This is a genomic window from Comamonas sp. HJ-2 (genome assembly GCF_053615495.1).
In genome coordinates this window covers 74310-94172 of sequence record NZ_JBSIFD010000004.1, presented here as the reverse complement: position 1 = coordinate 94172, position 19863 = coordinate 74310, and the positions used below count along the sequence as shown (strand labels likewise).

Genomic DNA, 19863 nt, shown 5'->3' with positions numbered 1-19863 from the left:
ATGACTACCCCTAACGATTCGCGCATCGACCCCACCCGCGTCATCCGCGCCCCTCGCGGCAACCAGCTCAGCTGCAAGAACTGGCTGACCGAAGCGGCCTACCGCATGATCCAGAACAACCTCGACCCCGAGGTCGCCGAGAACCCGCAAGCCCTGGTGGTCTACGGCGGCATCGGCCGCGCCGCCCGCAACTGGGAGTGCTACGACCAGATCCTGGCTTCCCTCAAGGAACTCAATGAGGACGAGTCCCTGCTGGTCCAGTCGGGCAAGCCTGTGGGCGTGTTCAAGACCCATCCGGGCGCGCCCCGTGTGCTGATCGCCAACTCCAACCTGGTGCCCAAGTGGGCCACCTGGGAGAAGTTCAACGAGCTGGACCGCAAGGGCCTGTTCATGTACGGCCAGATGACGGCCGGCAGCTGGATTTACATCGGCAGCCAGGGCATCGTGCAGGGCACTTTCGAGACCTTTGTCGAAGCCGGTCGCCAGCACTACAACAACGACCTGACCGGCAAGTGGATTCTCACGGCTGGCCTGGGCGGCATGGGCGGCGCCCAGCCCCTGGCCGCCACGCTGGCCGGCGCCTGCTCGCTGAACATCGAATGCAAGCAGTCCAGCATCGACTTCCGTCTGCGCACCCGCTATGTGGACAAGCAGGCCAAGGACGTCGACGACGCGCTGGCCCTGATCAAGCATCACACCGAAAAGGGTGAGGCGGTCTCCATCGCGCTGCTGGGCAATGCCGCTGAAATCCTGCCCGAGCTGGTCAAGCGCGCCAAGGCCGGCGGTCCCAAGCCCGACATCGTGACCGACCAGACCTCGGCCCACGACCTGATCAACGGCTACCTGCCCGTGGGCTGGACCGTGGCACAGTGGGAAGCAGCCGCTGCCGACCCCAGCCAGCACGCCAAGCTGACCAAGGCCGCGGCCCAGGGCTGCGCCGTGCACGTGCAGGCCATGCTGGACTTCCAGGCCATGGGCATCCCCACGGTGGACTACGGCAACAACATCCGCCAGGTGGCCTTCGACGAGGGTGTGAAGAACGCCTTCGACTTCCCCGGCTTCGTGCCCGCCTACATCCGTCCGCTGTTCTGCGAGGGCAAGGGCCCGTTCCGCTGGGTGGCGCTGTCGGGCGACCCCGAGGACATCTACAAGACCGACGCCAAGATCAAGGAACTGTTCCCCGAGAACAAGCACACCCACCGCTGGCTGGACATGGCGCGCGAGCGCATCGCCTTCCAGGGCCTGCCCGCACGTATCTGCTGGCTGGGTCTGGGCGAGCGCCACAAGGCGGCCCTGGCCTTCAATGAAATGGTCAAGAACGGCGAACTCAAGGCCCCCATCGTCATCGGCCGCGACCACCTGGATACCGGCTCCGTGGCCAGCCCCAACCGTGAGACCGAAGCCATGAAGGACGGCACGGATGCCGTCTCCGACTGGCCGCTGCTCAACGCCCTGCTCAACACTGCCGGCGGCGCCACCTGGGTCAGCCTGCACCACGGCGGCGGCGTGGGCATGGGCTACTCGCAGCACTCCGGCATGGTCATCGTGGCCGACGGCACCGATGAAGCCGCCGCGCGGCTGGCGCGCGTGCTGGTCAACGACTGCGGCTCGGGCGTGATGCGCCATGCGGACGCAGGCTACGAGCTGGCCATCGAGACCGCACGCAAGCAGGGCCTGAAGCTGCCCATGGTGAAGTAAGCGCCATGGCCGCCGCGCACATGACTCAACGGAGAATCCTCCGTGCTCCCGCATTGCTGCGCGGCGTTGCCCTGGCTGCGGCGCTGCTGGTGCCCGGCTGGGCAGCCGCGCAGGAGCCCGCCGCGATCGATCGCCTGCTGGGCGAGATGTACCCGCAGCTGGATACGCTGTACAAGGATCTGCACGCCCACCCCGAACTGGGCTTTGCCGAGACCCGAACCGCCGCCCGGCTGGCGAAGGAACTGCGCGGCCTAGGTTTCGAGGTGACGGAGCAGGTCGGCAAGACCGGCGTGGTGGCCCTGCTGCGCAACGGCACGGGCCCCACGGTGATGGTCCGTACCGACATGGACGCGCTGCCTATGGAGGAAAAGACCGGCCTGCCCTATGCCAGCCGCGCCAAGACCACCTGGAACGGCCGCGAGACCTTCGTGGCGCATAGCTGCGGCCACGACGTTCACATGGCGGCGTGGGTCGGCGTGGCGCGCACGCTGTCGGCTCTGAAGTCGCAGTGGCGCGGCACGCTCATGCTGGTTGCCCAGCCCGCGGAAGAAACCGGCGCCGGTGCGCGTGCCATGCTGGCCGACGGCCTGTTCACCCGCTTTCCCAAGCCCGACGTGGCGCTGGCGCTGCACACCGACCCGCGCCCCATCGGCACCGTCAGCTATGCGGTGGGACCGATGACCTCGGCCGCCAACGAGGTGCAGATCACCTTCAAGGGCCGTGGCGGCCACGGCTCGGCGCCACACAAGGCGCTCGATCCGGTGATGATTGCCGCGCGCTTCATCGTCGACGTGCAGTCGGTCGTCAGCCGTGACAAGGACCCGATGGAGTTCGGCGTCGTCACCATCGGCGCGATGCAGGCGGGCAGCTCGGGCAACATCATCCCCGACCGGGTGGTGCTGCGCGGCACGATCCGCAGCTACGCACCGGCGGTGCGGGCACAACTGCTCGACGGCGTGCGCCGTGTCGCGCTTGCCTCGGCCGCAGCGGCTGGCGCGCCGGAGCCCGATATCGCGCTGCCGGACACCAGCTCCGCCACCGTCAATAACCCGGCCGTCGTGGCGAAGGTCGAGTCGGTGCTGAAGGCCGCATTGGGGGCCGACAACGTGACGCGCACGCCGCCGCTGACCACCAGCGAAGACTTCGCCGAATACGGCGCCGAGGGCGTGCCCTCGATGTTCTTCCTGGTCGGCGTCACCGACCCGCAGGAAGTGGCTGCCTCGCAGCGCCCCGGCGGCAAGCCGCTGGTGTTCAACCACTCGCCGCAGTTCGCGCCGCTGCCGGAGCCTTCCATCAAGACCGGCGTGAAGGCCATGAGCCTGGCGGCGCTGGGCTTCCTGGACAAGCCTTGACACGCATTATTGCTTGCCAGACGGCTGCGGCCCCTGCTCGGTACTTCCGCGCTGGGGCACGCCGGTTCTAGCGCGGCGTTTTGTTTTAATTTTTGTGCTTTTGATCGATGCAACGCTTTGACCTGAACCAGATTGCGCCCAGCCCGTGGAAGAACGGGGGCGGCAGCACGCGCGAGATTGCCTGCTGGCCGCAGGGTGCGGGCATGGACAGCTTTGGCTGGCGCGTGAGCGTGGCCACGATTGCCCAGGCCGGCCCGTTTTCTGCATTTCCGGGCATAGACCGCCAGATCATGCTGCTCGATGGCGACGGGGTACGGCTGCACAGCGCACAGGCCGGGCTCGAGCATGCATTGACCGAGCGCTGGCAGCCCTTCGCCTTTTCGGGCGATATGGCGCTGGATTGCGATCTGCTGGGCGGGCCGTCCAGCGACTTCAATGTCATGACCCGGCGCGGACAGTGGTCGGCCAGTCTGGAGCAGCTCGGCGGCCGGGCAGAGGCGGGGCTGAGCGCCGCAGGGCTTTGCATGGTGCTCGAGGGTGGCTGGAAATGCGCCGACGGGCGGATACTGCAAGCCGGTCAAGGCCTCTGGTGGACCAGCCCCCAGGCCGAGCCGCTGCTGGCGCAGGACGAGCAGGCCAGGCTGATCCTGGTCAGCCTGACGCCGCACAGCTAAAACACGAGCAGCTTGCACCCTTGAATTGGACGTTTCAATGCGTATTGATATGAGAAATCAGGAGTGGCAAGCGCATGAAGCTATGAAATCAGTAGTTTCATGGTTTGAATTGCCGTAATCGAACACTAGGAGCATCGCCATGACGCAAGTTATTTCCCATCCCGCAGTCTCTGCCGACGGCTGCTGGTACAACCTGCGTCTGGCGCCGGAGCTGTATGTCTCCGAAGTGGCGGATATTCCCGAGGGCACGCTGGCCTGTATCGTGGTGCAGCAAGGCCGCATGGTCTGGGTGGGCCCGCAGGATGCCATGCCCGCCGAATACCAGGCGCTGCCCCGGCATGATGGCGCAGGGCGCCTGGCCACGCCGGGCCTGATCGACTGCCACACCCACCTGGTCTATGGCGGCGAGCGTGCCAACGAGTTCGCCATGCGCCTGGCCGGGGCCAGCTACGAGGAAGTGGCTAGGGCCGGCGGAGGCATCGTCTCCAGCGTCAGGGCCACGCGCGAAGCGTCGGAGGACGAGCTGGTGGCGCTGGCGCTGCCGCGTCTCGAGCAGTTGCTGGCCGAAGGCGTGACGGCCATAGAGATCAAGTCGGGCTACGGCCTGGCCCTGGAACACGAGCGCAAGCAGCTGCGTGCCGCAAGGCGCCTGGGCGAGCTGTGTGCCGTGACCGTGCGCACCACCTTTTTAGGGGCCCATGCGCTGCCGCCTGAGTACGCGGGCCGCAGCCAGGAATACACGGATCTGGTTTGCCAGGTCATGCTGCCGGCGCTGGCCGCCGAAGGCCTGATCGATGCCGTCGACGTGTTCTGCGAGCGCATCGCCTTCTCGCTGGCCGAGACCGAGCAGGTCTTTCAGGCGGCCAAGGCCTTGGGCCTGCCCGTCAAGCTGCATGCCGAGCAGCTGTCGAATATGGAGGGAGCAGCCCTCGCGGCCCGCTATGGCGCGCTGTCCTGCGACCATATCGAGCACCTGTCCGAACACGGCATTGACGAGATGAAGAAGGCCGGTACCGTGGCCGTGCTGCTGCCCGGAGCCTTCTATACGCTGCGCGACACCAAAGTGCCGCCGATTGAGGAATTAAGGGCCGCCAAGGTCCCGATGGCCGTTTCTACCGATCACAATCCGGGTACCTCCCCGTGCTTGAGCTTGCTGCTCATGGCCAATATGGCTTGCACGCTGTTCCGTCTGACGGTTCCCGAGGCTTTGGCCGGCATCACCCGGCATGCCGCGCAGGCTCTGGGTCTGCAGGACGAGCAAGGCCTGATTGCCGTGGGCCGTCCCGCCAACTTCGTGCTCTGGCCCGTGAAGCAGGCTGCCGAGCTGGCCTACTGGTTCGGCAGCAAGCCTGACTGTACGGTGGTGCGCCAGGGCCTGATTGCGCGGCAAGCCAAAGCCTGAATGCGGGGAGCGCGAAAGGTTGCTGATGTCTCACGAACAATTTCTCAATGAACTGATTTCCACCCTGGGCGCCGATGTGGTGCTGCGCGGCACGGACACGCCCGAGCGCAGCCGCACCGACTGGAGCGGCACGCCGCCCCAGCAGCCGCTGGCGCTGGTGCGCCCACGGACCACGGAGGAAGTCAGCGCGGTCATGCGTCTGTGCAGCGCCCACAGGGTTGCGGTGGTTCCGCAGGGAGGGCTGACCGGGCTGGCCGGTGCCGCGGTCCCTACGGAGGGCGCTGTCGCGCTGTCGCTGGATCGCATGAACCGTATCGAGGACATCGATGCCAAGACCGGGCTGATGCAGGTGCAGGCCGGCGTCACCCTGCAAGCCGTGCAGGAGGCGGCCGTCGATGTCGGCATGGTGTTCGGTGTGGATCTCGGTGCTCGCGGCAGCTGCCAGATCGGCGGCAACGTCTCCACCAATGCGGGCGGCAACGGCGTGCTGCAGCACGGCATGATGCGCGAGCAGGTGCTGGGCCTGGAAGTGGTGCTGGCCGACGGCACGGTGCTGCCCATGCTGCGTCCCATGATCAAGAACAACACGGGTTACGACCTCAAGCAGTTCTTCATCGGAGCCGAAGGCACGCTGGGCATCATCACGCGCGTGCTGCTGCGCCTGCGCCCCGCGCCCCAGGCCACGGCCACGACGCTGGTGGCCATGCCCGATTTCGACTCGGCGCTGGCCGTGCTCAAGCGCATGCAGTCGCGCTTCGGCAACAGCGTCGCGGCCTACGAGCTGATGTGGGACAGCTTTGTGCAGGCCTCCATGGCCTGGCTCAAGCTCGCTGCGCCTTTTGAGCAGCGCTACCCCCTGCTGGCCCTGATCAATGTGGACGGCAAGGACGAGGTGCAGCTGCAGGGCGATCTGCAGCAGGTGCTTGAGGAAGCCATGGAGGCCGGCGAGGTGCTCGATGCCATCGTGGCCCAGTCGGTCGCCCAGGTGCAGCAGCTGTGGAAGCTGCGCGAGGCCCCGGCCGAGCTCAACAACAATATGCATCCCGCAATCAACTTCGACGTGAGCCTGCCCCAGGCCGACATCGGCCGCTTTGCCGAAGCCTGCATGCAGGCTTTCGCCGCGCGCTGGCCTGGTCACCAGGCGCTGTACTTCGGCCATGTGGGCGACGGCAACCTCCATGTCTCGGTGGATGGCAAGACCGTCAACGGCGAATGCGAGCAGGTGGAGGAGCTTCTCTACCGCATCGTGGGCGAGATGCAGGGCAGCGTCTCCGCGGAGCACGGCATCGGCCTGCACAAAAAGCCTTATCTGAGCGACAGCCGCACGCCCGCAGAGCTGGCGGCGATGCGGGCCATCAAGCTGGCCCTCGATCCACTGGGCCTGATGAATCCTGGAAAGGTGTTTGATCTATGACGAATTCCCTGGTGGCCTCGCTGGCCCGGGCCCAGGTGCGCCCGCTGCCCGCGTACAACGCCGGCCTGTCCAACGAAGCGGTGCGGGCGCGCTATGGCGTGACCGATATCGCGCGACTGGCCAGCAATGAAAATCCCTTCGGTGCCAGCGCCTCGGTGCGCCGGGCGATTGCCGATGTGGCCAATGATGTGGGTAACTATCCCGATGCCAACTGCACGGCCTTGCGCGAAGCCATTGCCGAGCGCACCGGGCTGCCCGCCGGGCGTCTGGTGTTCGGCGACGGCTCGGAAGACCTGATCAAGATTCTCTGCGAGGTCTTTCTCGCTCCCGGCGATCTGGTGGTGACCCAGCGTCCCGTGTTCGGCCTGCACGAAATCTATCCAAAGATGATGGGCGCGGAGGTCGAGCTCCTCGACCTCAACGAGGAGCTGGGCTTCGATCTGGGCGCCTGGTGCGCTGCCGTGGCCAAGGCCCCCAAGATCGCCTTCCTGCCCAACCCGTCCAACCCCGTGGGCTGCATGATGGATGCGGCGCAGTTTGCGCAGGTGCTGGAGGCCACGCCCGCCAACACCGTGCTGGTGGTGGATGAGGCCTATTACGAATACGCGCTGCATGACGATGACTACCCCGATGTGCTGGCCATGCTGGAGGCGCGTGTCGGGCCCTGGATCGTGCTGCGCACCTTCTCCAAGGCCTGGGGCCTGGCCGGTCTGCGCGTGGGCTACGGCATGGCCGACAGCGCCGAGCTGGTGAGCCTGATGGACAAGGTGCGCTCGCCCTTCAATGTGAACATGGCGGCCCAGCGCGCGGCGCTGGCCGCCTGGAACGATCCCGCGCACATGCGCAGCGGTGTGGCGACCACGGTGGCGCTGCGCGAAGATCTGCGCAGACAGCTGCTGGCGCTGGCAGGGCCGGGCCGGCCGCTGCAAGGCCTGCGCATTGCGCCTTCGGTAGCCAACTTCCTGTTTCTCGACCTCGGCCGTCCCAATGGCCCGGTGACCGAAGCGCTGCTCAGGCAGGGCGTGATCGTCAAACCCTGGAAGGAGCCCGGCTTCGAGCATTTCCTGCGCGTGTCCATAGGCACCGAAGGCGACAACGCGCGTTTTGTACAGGCCTTGCTGGCCGCACTCGAGGCCTGAGCCATGAAGCTGTTCCGGGGCTGGACGATTGTGGCGGCGGCCCATGGCCTGCTCGCCCTGGCCTTCGGTGCAGCTTATTCCTTTGGCGCTTTTTTCAAGAGCACCCAGACGCAGTTCGATGCGGGCCGTTTCTCGGTGGGCTCGCTGTTTGCCGTGACGGCTTTGCTGTATTACTGCGTGGGCGCTGTTGCCGGCCCTCTGGCCGACCGCATAGGCCTGCGCCGCGTGACCGGTGCGGGGGTCTTGCTGCTGGCCACAGGCTTTGCGCTGGCCAGCCAGACCCGTTCGCTGGCGCAGCTGTTCGTGGTTTTCGGCCTGTTCGTGGGCGGTGGTGTGGGCCTGATCTACGTACCGGCCCTGGTGGCCGTGCAGCGCTGGTTCATACGGCTGCGCAGCCGTGCCTCCGGCCTGGCCTCGGCCGGCACCGGCGTCGGCACCTTCGCCGCGCCGCTGTTTGCGGGCTGGCTGCTGGAGTTGCAGAGCTGGCAGATCACCATGCAGTGGTTTGCGCTGGCCATCTTGCTGCTGGGACTGCCGGCCGCGCTGTCCATGGTCGGCCAGCCATCGCAGCTGGGTCTGAGCTGCGACGGCGATCCCCACCCTGCCCTGGCTGCAGCCCAGGCACAGGGCATGGAGCTGTCCCAGGCCGTGCGCAGCAGCAGCTTCGGCTGGTTTTTCCTCGCCATTTTCCTGGCTTCGGTGAGCCTGTTTGCGGGCCTGGTGCATATCGCTCCCATGGCCCAGGGCCTGGATATCGATGCCGTTTCAAGCCAGTGGCTGATCGCCCTGATAGGCGCTGGCAATGTGCTGGGCCGGCCGCTGCTGGGCGGTCTCGGCGACAGGCTGGGAGCTCTGCGTCTGCTCATGGGTCTGAGCATTTTCCTGGCCCTGCTGCACTTGCTGTGGTGGCAGGCCCATGGCTGGGCCGCGCTTGCCGTGTTTGCCCTGCTGTTCGGCGCGGCGCATGGCGGCTGCATCGCCCTGTTTCCCGTCCTTGCCGCCCAGTGGTTCGGCACCTTGCGGCTGGGTGCCATTTTGGGCATTCTTTACATCAGCGTGGGGCTGGCGGCAGTCGTCGGCGCCAGCGCGTCCGGCTGGGTGTTCGACCAGACTGGCGGCTACACCCAGGCCATCCAGGTCAGCGCCGCGCTGGCCTTGCTGGCTGTGGCTGCGCTGGCGCTTGCGGCCCGTGGCCAGCGTTTGGTTTCATCTCCTTCAGGCATTTCGAAATGATCATGCACTCTTCCTCCTCCAGCGGCACACTGTTTGCCGAAGACGCCTTACTGCCCACGGGATGGGCGCGCAATGTCCTGCTCAGCTGGGATGAGAGCGGGCGTCTGGCCGAGGTGCTCACCGATGTGGATCCGCAAAGCGGCGAGGCCGGCGAGGTCGATACCGCCATCCGCGCCGCCGGCCCGGTGATCCCGGGCATGCCCAATCTGCACTCGCATGCCTTCCAGCGTGCGTTCGGCGGTCTGACCGAGTTCCGTGGCCAGGCGCAGGACAGCTTCTGGAGCTGGCGCAAGCTGATGTACGGCTTTGCCAACCGCATGACACCCGAGGCGCTGGAAGCGATTGCGACCTGGCTGTACCTGGAGATGATGGAGGCAGGTTACACCTCGGTCTGCGAGTTCCACTATGTGCACCATGATGCCGGCGGCAAGCCCTATGCCAACGATGCCAGCCTGTCCCTGGCACTGCTGCGTGCGGCGCAGAAGACCGGCATAGGCATGACCTTGCTGCCCGTGCTCTATCAGACCAGCGGCTTCGGGGGGCTGCCGCCTCGCGAGGATCAGGCTCGCTTCATTCGCAGCACGGACAACATGCTCTCCTTGCTGCAGCAGCTGGAGCCCGTGACCAGAGCGCAGCAGGCAGCCCTGGGCCTGGCTCCGCATTCGCTGCGCGCCGTGCCGCCGGACAGCCTCAAGACCGCGCTCGCAGGCCTGCACGCCATGCTGCCCAAGGCGCCGGTGCACATCCATATCGCCGAACAGACCCAGGAGGTCGATGACTGCCTGGCCTGGAGCGGTCAGCGCCCCGTGCAATGGCTGCTCGAGCATGCGCCTGTCGATGCGCGCTGGTGCCTGGTTCATGCCACGCATATGACGCCCGAGGAATATGCGGGCGCGGCTCGCAGCGCTGCCGTGGCCGGCATCTGTCCCACCACCGAAGCCAACCTCGGTGATGGGATTTTCGACATGCCGGCGTGGCTCAGGCATGGCGGCCGCTGGGGCATTGGCTCGGACAGCCACGCCACGGTCAACGCGGCCGAAGAGCTGCTGATGCTCGAATACAGCCAGCGCCTGAACCTGCGCCAGCGCAATGTGCTCGGCGGCGGTGCCCACCCCCAGGTGGCGACCTCCATGACCTTGCAGGCGGTGGCCGGCGGTGCCCAGGCATCCGGCCGCGCCATTTCCGGTCTGGCCGTGGGCCAGCAGGCCGACTTCGTGGTGCTCGATGCCCGGCATGTGGCCCTCAACGGCCTGCCAGCCGACAGCGGCCATGCAGCCCATGTGTTTGCAAGCCATCGCACCTCGGCCGTAGCCGATGTCTGGGTTCGCGGCCAGCAGCGCGTGCAGGCAGGCCGCCATGCGCTGCACGAGGTCGCGCAACAGGGCTTTGTCCTGGCCCGCAAGGCATTGCTGCAAGGCGCCTGAGGGCGGCTGCATTCAGATTTTTGACAGAAGAGAGACGCTCCATGAGCCAAGCCATCGCCCCCTTTGTCTTCCACCAGGGTACGGCACCGCTGCTGATTTCCATGCCGCATACCGGCACCCATGTACCGGCCGACATTGCGGCCAGGCTCACGCCCGAAGGGCGCGAAGTCCACGACACCGACTGGCATATGCCGCAGCTCTACGACTTCGCCAAGGCGCTGGGCGCATCCATTCTGGTTGCCACGCATTCGCGCTATGTCATCGATCTGAACCGTCCGCCCGATGGTGCCAGCCTCTATCCGGGCCAGAGCGTGACCGGGCTGTGTCCGGTTGACGGCTTCGACAGCAAGCCCTTGTATGCCAGCAAGGACCTGGAGCCCGACGAGGCAGAAGTCGCGCGCCGCCGCGAACTCTACTGGCAGCCCTATCATGCGCAGCTGCGCGCCGAGCTCGACCGCATCAAGAGCCAGCATGGCGTGGCCATGCTGTGGGATGCGCACAGCATCCGCTCGGTGCTGCCGCGCTTTTTCGAGGGCAAGCTGCCCGACCTGAACCTGGGCACCGCCGACGGCAAGAGCTGCGCGCCGGCGCTGGCCCAGCAACTGCTGGACATTGCACGGCAGGCACCGGACCACACCAGCGTGCTCAACGGCCGCTTCAAGGGCGGCTTCATCACGCGCAACTATGGTCAGCCGGAGCAGGGCTTCCATGCCGTGCAGCTGGAGATGACACAGTCCAGCTATATGCAGGAGCAGATGCCTTTTGACTACCTGCCCGAGGTCGCGGCGCGTATCCAGCCCACCATGCAGCGTCTGCTGCAGGCCGTGCTGGCCTTCGCCCAGGCCAGCGGCCGCTGAGCCGAGGCTAGTGGCCCTCGGCCTGCAGCTCGTCGCCTAGCCAGCGGCGCGGCCCTGGGCCGCCGCGCTGGCATTGGTCGCCGGGGTTGTACATGCTGCAGACCTTGAGCGACAGACAGCCGCAGCCTATGCACTGGTTGAGGCTGTCGCGCAGGCGCTGCAGCTCGGTGATGCGCTCGTCCAGCCGCTGCTGCCAGATGCGCGACATCTTCTGCCAGTCGCCGCCCGTGGGCACATGCCGCGTCGGCAGCCGTGCCAGCTGCGCGGCGATCTCCTCCAGCGTGAAGCCCACGCGCTGTGCAAACACGATGTAGGCAATGCGCCGCAGGCCCGAGCGGTGGTAGCGCCGCCTGCCGCCGGCGCTGCGCACCGATTCGATCAGACCCAGCGACTCGTAGTAGCGCAGCGCCGATGCGTTGACGCCGCTGCGCTGCGCGAAGTCGCTGATGCTCATCAGCGGATCATCCTCAGTTTTCATGATGTCTTTCTCCGGGGCTTGACTTAAAGTTAACTTGAACTTGAAGAATGCCGCCATTGTGATCGATAGCCGGTGGAGCCGCAATCAACGGCCCAAGCGCTGGCCGGAGTTCTTCTGATAACCGTAGCTGTATCCGCATGATGAAAAACGACTTCAGATGGTTTTGTGCCTGAAGTCGTTTGGTGAAGTGCGGTAGCAGCTATCTTTATCGAATCTCTCTCAGCCACCTGCCAATGCTTGTCACAAGCCTGGCTGCTCCTGCGTCTTATCGGCAGAGGTGGCCGTTCCGTCAGGCCTGCTGCCGCCAGCAGGGCGGGCGCATTCATTCTGGGAGAGTCCATATGTCAGTCCATTCCACGCCGCCGCTGCGGCCCTTGCTGCTGGCCGGCGGCCTCGCGGCGCTGGTCCTGCTTTCGGGCTGCGACCGTCCCGGCGCGGGCGATGCCCATGCCGGCAACGGGCCGCCGCCCGCGCCCGAAGTGCAGGTAGTCGAGGTTGCCTTGCAGGCCATACGCCCCTGGGACGAGTTCAATGGCCGCATCGAGGCCGTGGAGTCGGTGCAGCTGCGCTCGCGTGTGTCGGGCTATATCGAGCGCATCGCCTTCGCCGAGGGGCAGGAGGTGAAGAAGGGCCAGCTGCTGTTCGTGATCGACCAGCGGCCCTATCGTGCGGCCCTGGCCAGCGCCCAGGCCCAGCTCGAACGCGCGCGTGCCGCTGCCGGGCTGGCGCAGACGCAGGACCAGCGCGCGCGCCAGCTGGTGGCCGAGAATGCGGTCTCGCGCGAGGAGGCCGACACGCGGGCCGCAACACTGGCCCAGGCCACGGCCCAGGTGCGCGCGGCCGAGGCCGAGCTGGCCACCGCGCGGCTGCAGCTCGATTTCACCGAGGTGCGCGCGCCCATCACGGGCCGTGCCAGCCGCGCCTTGCTCACCGTGGGCAATATGGCCCAGGCCGACCAGAGCGTGCTGACCACCCTGGTTTCGCAGGACCCGGTGTATGCGTATTTCGATGCCGACGAGCACAGCTTTCTGCGCTACCAGAAGGCCGGCCTGAGCGGCCAGGGCCGTGCGGTGCGCGTAGCCCTTGTTGGCGACAGCGGCTTTGCCCATGCGGGCACGCTGGATTTCAGCGACAACCAGCTCCAGCCGGGTACGGGCACCATGCGTTTGCGCGCGCGCCTGGCCAACCCCGATCGGGTGCTGACGCCGGGACTGTTCGCACGCGTGCAGATGCAAAGCGGCCCGGACCCGCAGGGGGCCGAGCCCCAGGCGTTGCTGATCGACGACAAGGCCGTGCTCACCGACCAGGACCGCAAGTACGTCTATGTGGTGGGCGAAGGCAATGTGGCCGAGCGTCGCGACCTCACGCTGGGTCGCATGGTCGATGGCCGGCGCCTGGTGGAACAAGGCCTGACCGCGGGTGACCGGCTGGTGGTGGGCGGCGTGCAACGCATCTACTACCCCGGCATGCCCGTCAATCCCAGGCCGGTGGCGGCAGCGGCCGTGCAGCCTGCGCCCGCCGCTGCGCAGTAAGGGGGAGTGCCATGGACTTCTCCAAATTCTTCATAGACCGGCCCATCTTCGCGGTCGTGCTCTCCATCATCATGTTTGCCGTCGGCCTGGTGGCCATTCCGCAATTGCCGGTGGGCGAATATCCCGAGGTCGTGCCGCCCAGCGTGGTGGTGCGCGCCACCTATCCGGGAGCCAATCCCAAGGAGGTCGCCGAGTCGGTGGCCGTGCCGCTGGAGGAAGCCATCAACGGGGTCGAAGGCCTGATGTACATGAAGTCGGTCGCGGCTTCGGACGGCAGTCTGCAGGTGGTTGCCACCTTTCGTCCCGAAATCGACCCCGACACCGCCGCCGTGCGCGTGCAGAACCGCGTCAGCCAGGCCCAGAGCCGGCTGCCCGAGGAGGTGCGGCAGTTCGGCGTGACCACGCAGAAGCAGGCGTCCACGCCGCTGATGTACGTGGGCCTGGTGTCCCGCGACGGCGCGCATGATGCGCTGTATCTGCGCAACCATGTCACGCTCAAGATCAAGGATGTGCTGGCGCGCATTCCCGGCGTGGGCGACGTGGGCATCTATGGCGCGGGCGACTATGCGATGCGCGTCTGGCTGGACCCGCACAAGGTGGCGGCACGCCAGCTCACGGCAGGCGAGGTGATCGCCGCCATCCGCGAGCAGAACATCCAGGTCTCGGCCGGCCAGCTGGGCGCCGAGCCCAGTGCGCAGAAGTCCGACAAGCTGCTGTCCATCAATGTGCGCGGGCGGCTGAAGACGACCGAGGAGTTCGGCGACATCGTGCTCAAGAGCGGCGAAGGCGGTCAGGTCGTGCGTCTGGCCGACGTGGCGCGCATCGAGCTGGGCGCCAGCGACTACACGCTGCGCTCGTGGAGCGACACCAAGAACATGGCGGCCGTTGGCATCTTCCTGTCGCCGGGCGCGAATGCGCTGGGCGTGGCCGAGCAGGTCTACGCGGCCATGGACCGGCTCTCCAAGGACCTGCCCGAAGGCGTGGCCTTCGAATCCGTCTGGGACCCCACGGTCTTTGTGCGCGACTCGATCAAGGCCGTGCAGAGCACGCTGATCGAGGCCGTGATCCTGGTGGTGCTGATGGTCATCGTCTTTCTGCAGACCTGGCGCGCCTCCATCATTCCGCTGCTGGCTGTGCCCGTGTCCATCATCGGCACTTTTGCGGGCCTGTACCTGCTGGGCTATTCCATCAACACGCTGACGCTGTTCGGCCTGGTGCTGGCGATCGGCATCGTGGTGGACGACGCCATCGTCGTGGTCGAGAACGTGGAGCGCTACATCGAGCAAGGCCACAGCCCGCAGGAGGCGGCCCATCTGGCCATGAAGGAGGTCTCCGGGCCCATCATCGCCATCGCACTGGTGCTGTGCGCGGTCTTCGTGCCCATGGCCTTTCTCAGCGGCGTCACGGGCCAGTTCTACCAGCAGTTCGCGGTGACCATCGCCATCTCCACGGTGATCTCGGCCATCAACTCGCTGACCCTGTCACCGGCACTGGCGGCCAAGCTGCTGCAGCCGCATGGCGCACCGCGCGATGCGCTGGCGCGCGTCATCGACAAGGGCCTGGGTTGGTTCTTCCGGCCCTTCAACCGCTTCTTCGATCGCAGCGCCCACGGCTACCAGAATTCGGTGGGCCGCTCGCTGCGCCGACGCGGCCTGGTGTTCGCGGTCTATGCGGCGCTGCTGGCCGGCACTGCCGTGCTGTTCCATGCCGTGCCCGGGGGCTTCATCCCCATGCAGGACAAGCTCTACCTGTTTGCCGGCGCCAAGCTGCCCGAGGGCGCGTCGCTGAACCGCACTGATGCGGTCACGCGCCAGATGGTGGAGACGGCCAAGAGCGTGGATGGCGTGGACATGGCCGCGGCCTTCGCGGGCTTCAATGCGCTGCAGTCCACGACCACGCCTAATCTGACCAGCTCCTACATCATGCTCAAGCCCTTCGGCGAGCGCACACGCAGCGCCGAGGCCATCAATGCCGAACTGGGTGCCAAGTTCGCGCAGATCGAGGGCGGCTTCGCCTATGCGCTGATGCCGCCGCCCATCCAGGGCCTGGGCAACGGATCGGGCTATTCGCTGTTCCTGCAGGACCGCGCAGGCCTGGGCTATGCAGCGCTGCAGCAGGCGCTTGAGGCCTTTCAGGCCGAGATTGCCAAGACGCCGGGCATGACCTACCCGGTCAGCAGCTACCAATCCAACATTCCGCAGCTGGAAGTGAAGGTGGATCGCATCAAGGCCAAGGCCCAGGGCGTGGCGCTGACCGATCTGTTCCAGACCCTGCAGGCCTATCTGGGCTCGGTCTACGTCAATGACTTCAACGCCTTCGGTCGCGTCTGGCGCGTGATGCTGCAGGCCGATGCCGACTACCGCCAGGCCGTGGAGGACATTGCCCAGCTGCGCACGCGCAACGCGCGCGGCGAGATGGTGCCCATAGGCTCCATGGTTACCGTGGTGCCCAGCTACGGACCCGATCCGGTGCTGCGCTACAACGGCTTTCCGGCCGCCGACCTGATCGGCGACTCCGATCCGCGCCTGCTGTCCTCGGCCGAGGTGCTGACCAAGCTGCAGGAGATCGCGCAGCGCACGCTGCCGCGCGGCATCGAGCTGGCCTGGACGGATCTGAGCTACCAGCAGGTCGAGCAGAGCCATGCCGCAGCCGTGGTCTTCGTGATCGCCGTGATGCTGGTGTTTCTGGTGCTGGCCGCGCTCTACGAGAGCTGGACCCTGCCGCTGGCCGTGATCCTGATCGTGCCCGTGTGCATCTGCGCGGCGCTGTTCGGCGTCTGGCTGGCCGGGGGCGACAACAACGTCTTCGTGCAGGTGGGCCTGGTGGTGCTCATGGGCCTGGCCTGCAAGAACGCGATCCTGATCGTGGAGTTTGCGCGCGAGCTGGAGATGCGCGGCTCGCCAACAGTCGATGCCGCGCTGCAGGCCTGCCGCCTGCGGCTGCGCCCCATCGTCATGACCTCCATCGCCTTCATCGCGGGCGCCGTGCCCTTGCTGATCGGCGGCGGCGCAGGCAGCGAGGTGCGCGCGGCCACGGGTGTGACGGTGTTCTCGGGAATGCTGGGCGTGACTCTGTTCGGCCTCTTCCTCACGCCGGTGTTCTACGTCACGCTGCGCCGCCTGTCGGGCCGGTCGCTGGCGACCCGCACGCCTGTCCAACCCGCTTCAACTGTTGCACCCGCATCCCTGGAGGGCCGCCATGTCTGAGATCCCCCAACCTCTGCGCCGGCATGCTTTGGCATATGCCGTGGTGGGCCTTGCGACCCTGCTGGCAGGCTGCGCCGTCGGCCCCGATTTCCGCACGCCCGAGCTGCCTCAGGCCGGCGCGCAGTTTGCGCGGGCCGAGCCGTCTGCAGTCCTGAAGCAGGCATCGCCCGAGACCGGTTCGGATGCCGCGTTCTGGCGCCAGTTCCAGGATGCGCAACTCACGCAGCTGGTCGAGCAGGCCCTGCGGGCCAACCAGGATCTGCGCGCTGCGCTGGCGCGGCTCGATGCGGCCCAGGCCCTGCTGCGCGAAAGCCGTCTTGATCAGTTCCCGACGCTTACCCTGTCGGGCCAGGCGCTGCAGCAAAGACGCAGCGAAAGCCAAGCCATGGGCGGGCCGCGCAGCCAACGCAGCTACAGCGCCGGAGTCAATGCGAGCTGGGAGCTGGATCTGTTCGGTCGCGTGCGCCGCAACATCGAAGCCGGCAGCGCCGAGCTGCGTGCCAGTGCCGCCGATATGGCTGCGCTGCAGGTCGCCATTGCGGCCCAGGTCGCGGCCAGCTACGCCGATCTGCGCGGCTGGCAGCAGCGCCTGCAGCTGGCTGAGGCCAACGCCGCCAATCAGCAGGACACGCTGCGCCTGGTTCAGCTGCGGCTGGCGCATGGCAGCGGCACCGATTTCGACCTGGCGCGCGCCCAGGCGCAGCTGGAGACCACGCGCTCGCGCATTCCCGTGCTGCAAGCCCGGATCGCCGTGGCTCAGCATCGGCTGGCCGTGCTCACCGGCCAGGTGCCCGAGGCACTGATCGCGGCGCTGAACGCGCCGGCCGCGTTGCCTCAGTTGCCAGAGACCATCGCTCCCGGCACGCCCGCCGAGCTGTTGCGTCGTCGCCCCGATGTAGCCGCCGCCGAGGCGCGTCTGCATGCGGCCACGGCGCGGGTGGGCGTGACCACGGCCGAGCTGTTCCCGCGCCTGTCGCTGGGCGGTCTGCTGGGCAGCTCCGCTCTCAGCACTGGCGCGCTGTTCGAGGCGGGCAGCGCCAGCCGCAGCGTGTTCCTGGGCGTGGACTGGTCTTTCCTCGACGTGGGCCGCGTACGCGCGCGCATCGCTGCCAGCGAAGCGGGCGCCCAGGTCGCGCTGGCCCAGTACCAGCAAAGCGTGTTGCTGGCGCTGGAGGACACCGAGAACGCCCTGGTGCTTCTCACGCGCACCCGCAGCGAGGACGCCCATCTGGCCCAGGCAGCCGAGCAGCGTGCACGGGCCGAGCAGCTCGCGCAGCGCCGCTACCGCCTGGGCAGCGTGGGCCTGTACGAGGTGCTGGACGCGCAGCGCGACCTCTATGCGGCCCAGGACGCGGCGGCCGACAGCCGCGCGCGCGGCCTGCGTGCCGCCGTGGCGCTGTACCAGGCGCTGGCCGGCGGCTGGGAGGGCCAGTCGCCGGCCAGGCCTATGATGGCGTTGCAATGACGCTTTCGCTGTTTCCTGCCGACTCCCTGCCCGCCGAAATCATTGATGACGGTGCCGTGCTGCTGCGCGGCTTTGCGGCAGCCGAGGAGCAGCGCTGGGTGGCCGAGGTGACGGCCTTGCAGACGCGGGCCGCATTTCGCACCATGCAGGTGCCCGGCGGCAAGTTCATGTCGGTGGCGATCACCAACGCCGGCGGCTGGGGCTGGATTTCGGATCTGCAGGGCTATCGCTACAGCGCCGTCGATCCGCAGACCGGCAAGCCCTGGCCTGCCATACCGGCTTTTCTGGGCGAGCAGGCCGCCAGGGCGGCGGCGCTGGCCGGCTATCCGGGTTTTGCACCCGATGCCTGCCTGATCAACCGCTATCAGCCGGGCGCGCGCATGGGCTTGCACCGCGACCAGGACGAGCATGACTTTGCTGCGCCCATAGTCTCGGTCTCGCTGGGCTTGCCCTGCCGTTTCCTCTGGGGCGGGCTGATGCGCCAGTGCCCCACCCGGCGCCTTGCGCTCACCCATGGCGATGTGCTGGTCTGGGGCGGGCCCTCACGCCTGGTGTTCCATGGCGTCGCTCCGCTCAGGGAGGGCCAGCACCCGCTGCTTGGCAATCAGCGCTGGAATCTGACGTTCCGCATGGCCAAGGCTCGCTACCCGGCAGGCCAGCCATCGGAATAGGCGCTGGCGGCAGGGCAATGCCCGGCTGCCCGGCAAAGCCGGCCAGCTTTCCTACAATGGCGGTCTATGAGCCAGTCGCACCCCACCCCCGCCTACACCCGAGCCCAGGAGCTGCCCGCAACGCTTGCCAAGCGCCTCGTCATTCTTGACGGCGCCATGGGCACCATGATTCAGCGTTTCAAGCTGGGCGAGGCTCAGTATCGCGGCGAGGGCTATGCCGGAGCCGAAGGTGCGGGCGAGCGCTTCAAGGACTTCGCCCATGACGTCAAGGGCAACAACGAGCTGCTGTCGCTGACCCGTCCCGACGTGATTCGCGACATCCATGAGAAATACCTGGCCGCCGGCGCCGATCTGATCGAGACCAATACCTTTGGCGCGACCACGATTGCGCAGGAGGACTATCACATGGCCGACCTGGCCTATGAGATGAACCTCAAGAGCGCCCAGCTGGCGCGTGCGGCCTGTGACAAGTACAGCACGCCCGATCACAAGCGCTATGTGGCCGGCGCCCTGGGCCCCACGCCCAAGACGGCCTCCATCAGCCCCGATGTGAACGACCCTGCCGCGCGCAACATCACTTTCGAGCAGCTGCGCCAGGCCTATCTGGAGCAGACGCTGGCGCTGATTGAAGGCGGTGCCGACGTGATCCTGGTCGAGACCATCTTCGACACCCTCAACGCCAAGGCCGCGCTGTTTGCCGTGGACGAGGCCTTCGAGCAGACCGGCGAGCGCCTGCCCATCATGATCAGCGGCACGGTGACCGATGCCTCGGGCCGGATTCTGAGCGGACAGACCGTGACGGCCTTCTGGCACAGCGTGCGCCACAGCAACCCGCTGTCCGTGGGTCTGAACTGCGCCCTGGGTGCCACGCTGATGCGTCCCTATGTGCAGGAACTGGCCAAGGCGGCTCCCGACACCTTCATCAGCTGCTATCCCAATGCCGGCCTGCCCAACCCCATGAGCGACACCGGTTTTGACGAAACCCCCGAGATCACCAGCCGTCTGGTGCACGAGTTCGCGGCCGAAGGTCTGGTCAATATCGTGGGCGGCTGCTGCGGCACCACGCCCGACCATATCGGTGCCATTGCCAAGGCCGTGCAGGCCACGGCCACGCGCAAGCTGTTCTACCCGGCCGAGGCCTGATTCCGCCTGGAATGGTTCGCCCCTGATCCGCGCTTCGGATCGCCGGCGTGAACCATGCGGCCCCGGCACGATCCGGGCAGCCCTGGTGCTTGAGCCACAAGCATTGGCAGCTCTTTTTCCGATGCTTATCCGCAGGGGCGGGCACAATGGCCTGATTCCGGCTTTGATGCCCCGC

At 66.9% G+C, this 19863-nt stretch carries 15 protein-coding genes; 14 read left to right on the top strand and 1 reads right to left on the bottom strand.

The genetic code is table 11. The features are described from left to right. From hutU to hutG, 9 genes are all read left to right on the top strand, one after another. On the top strand, window positions 1–1698 hold the full coding sequence (gene hutU / locus ACWGXF_RS05100) for a urocanate hydratase (RefSeq protein ID WP_003069512.1): 1698 nt from the start codon (window positions 1–3) through the stop codon (window positions 1696–1698). 20 nt (window positions 1699–1718) lie between these two features. Then, window positions 1719–3050 carry an amidohydrolase gene (locus tag ACWGXF_RS05095; RefSeq protein WP_052263523.1) on the top strand — a complete coding sequence of 444 codons (1332 nt, stop codon included), beginning with the start codon at window positions 1719–1721 and terminating at the stop codon, window positions 3048–3050. A 107-nt stretch (window positions 3051–3157) separates the two neighbouring features. Then, entirely contained in the window at window positions 3158–3724 is a 567-nt protein-coding gene (locus ACWGXF_RS05090) for a HutD/Ves family protein (RefSeq protein WP_087865506.1), read from the top strand. 139 nt (window positions 3725–3863) lie between these two features. Then, window positions 3864–5126 (top strand): imidazolonepropionase, encoded by a 1263-nt coding sequence (gene hutI / locus ACWGXF_RS05085; RefSeq protein ID WP_039049383.1) that lies wholly within the window; start codon window positions 3864–3866, stop codon window positions 5124–5126. A 25-nt stretch (window positions 5127–5151) separates the two neighbouring features. Next, window positions 5152–6540, top strand: coding sequence for an FAD-binding oxidoreductase (locus tag ACWGXF_RS05080; RefSeq protein WP_452101735.1), 1389 nt, complete (start codon window positions 5152–5154; stop codon window positions 6538–6540). Continuing rightward, a complete protein-coding gene (locus tag ACWGXF_RS05075) occupies window positions 6537–7679 on the top strand; it encodes a histidinol-phosphate transaminase (RefSeq protein WP_034389962.1) in 1143 nt (380 codons plus the stop codon). Before ACWGXF_RS05080 ends, ACWGXF_RS05075 begins: the two co-directional genes overlap by 4 nt. Before the next feature lie 3 nt (window positions 7680–7682). Then, window positions 7683–8912: an MFS transporter gene (locus tag ACWGXF_RS05070; protein WP_452101734.1), complete on the top strand. Its 1230-nt coding sequence runs from the start codon at window positions 7683–7685 to the stop codon at window positions 8910–8912. Then, the gene (locus ACWGXF_RS05065) at window positions 8909–10336 is read left to right on the top strand and encodes a formimidoylglutamate deiminase (protein ID WP_452101733.1); all 1428 of its coding nucleotides are present in this window, start codon (window positions 8909–8911) and stop codon (window positions 10334–10336) included. The genes ACWGXF_RS05070 and ACWGXF_RS05065 overlap by 4 nt, the downstream gene beginning before the upstream one ends. 41 nt (window positions 10337–10377) lie before the next feature. After that, entirely contained in the window at window positions 10378–11193 is an 816-nt protein-coding gene (gene hutG / locus ACWGXF_RS05060) for an N-formylglutamate deformylase (RefSeq protein ID WP_012836664.1), read from the top strand. Between the two features lie 7 nt (window positions 11194–11200). On the opposite strand, the gene soxR is transcribed toward hutG, so the two are convergent. Further along, a complete protein-coding gene (soxR, locus tag ACWGXF_RS05055) occupies window positions 11201–11671 on the bottom strand; it encodes a redox-sensitive transcriptional activator SoxR (RefSeq protein WP_452101732.1) in 471 nt (156 codons plus the stop codon). A gap of 341 nt (window positions 11672–12012) precedes the next feature. On the opposite strand from soxR, the gene ACWGXF_RS05050 reads away from it, so the two are divergent. The 5 genes from ACWGXF_RS05050 (at window position 12013) to ACWGXF_RS05030 (ending at window position 19688) form a co-directional block, all read left to right on the top strand. Beyond that, complete coding sequence (locus tag ACWGXF_RS05050) at window positions 12013–13203, top strand: efflux RND transporter periplasmic adaptor subunit (protein WP_039049388.1); 1191 nt, start codon at window positions 12013–12015, stop codon at window positions 13201–13203. 11 nt (window positions 13204–13214) lie between these two features. Beyond that, window positions 13215–16409 carry an efflux RND transporter permease subunit gene (locus ACWGXF_RS05045; protein ID WP_452101731.1) on the top strand — a complete coding sequence of 1065 codons (3195 nt, stop codon included), beginning with the start codon at window positions 13215–13217 and terminating at the stop codon, window positions 16407–16409. Continuing rightward, complete coding sequence (locus ACWGXF_RS05040; RefSeq protein ID WP_256629521.1) at window positions 16402–17874, top strand: efflux transporter outer membrane subunit; 1473 nt, start codon at window positions 16402–16404, stop codon at window positions 17872–17874. The genes ACWGXF_RS05045 and ACWGXF_RS05040 overlap by 8 nt, the downstream gene beginning before the upstream one ends. Then, on the top strand, window positions 17871–18545 hold the full coding sequence (gene alkB / locus ACWGXF_RS05035) for a DNA oxidative demethylase AlkB (RefSeq protein ID WP_256629522.1): 675 nt from the start codon (window positions 17871–17873) through the stop codon (window positions 18543–18545). Before ACWGXF_RS05040 ends, alkB begins: the two co-directional genes overlap by 4 nt. Before the next feature lie 66 nt (window positions 18546–18611). Further along, entirely contained in the window at window positions 18612–19688 is a 1077-nt protein-coding gene (locus ACWGXF_RS05030) for a homocysteine S-methyltransferase family protein (protein WP_003071808.1), read from the top strand. Window positions 19689–19863: the final 175 nt, after the last annotated feature.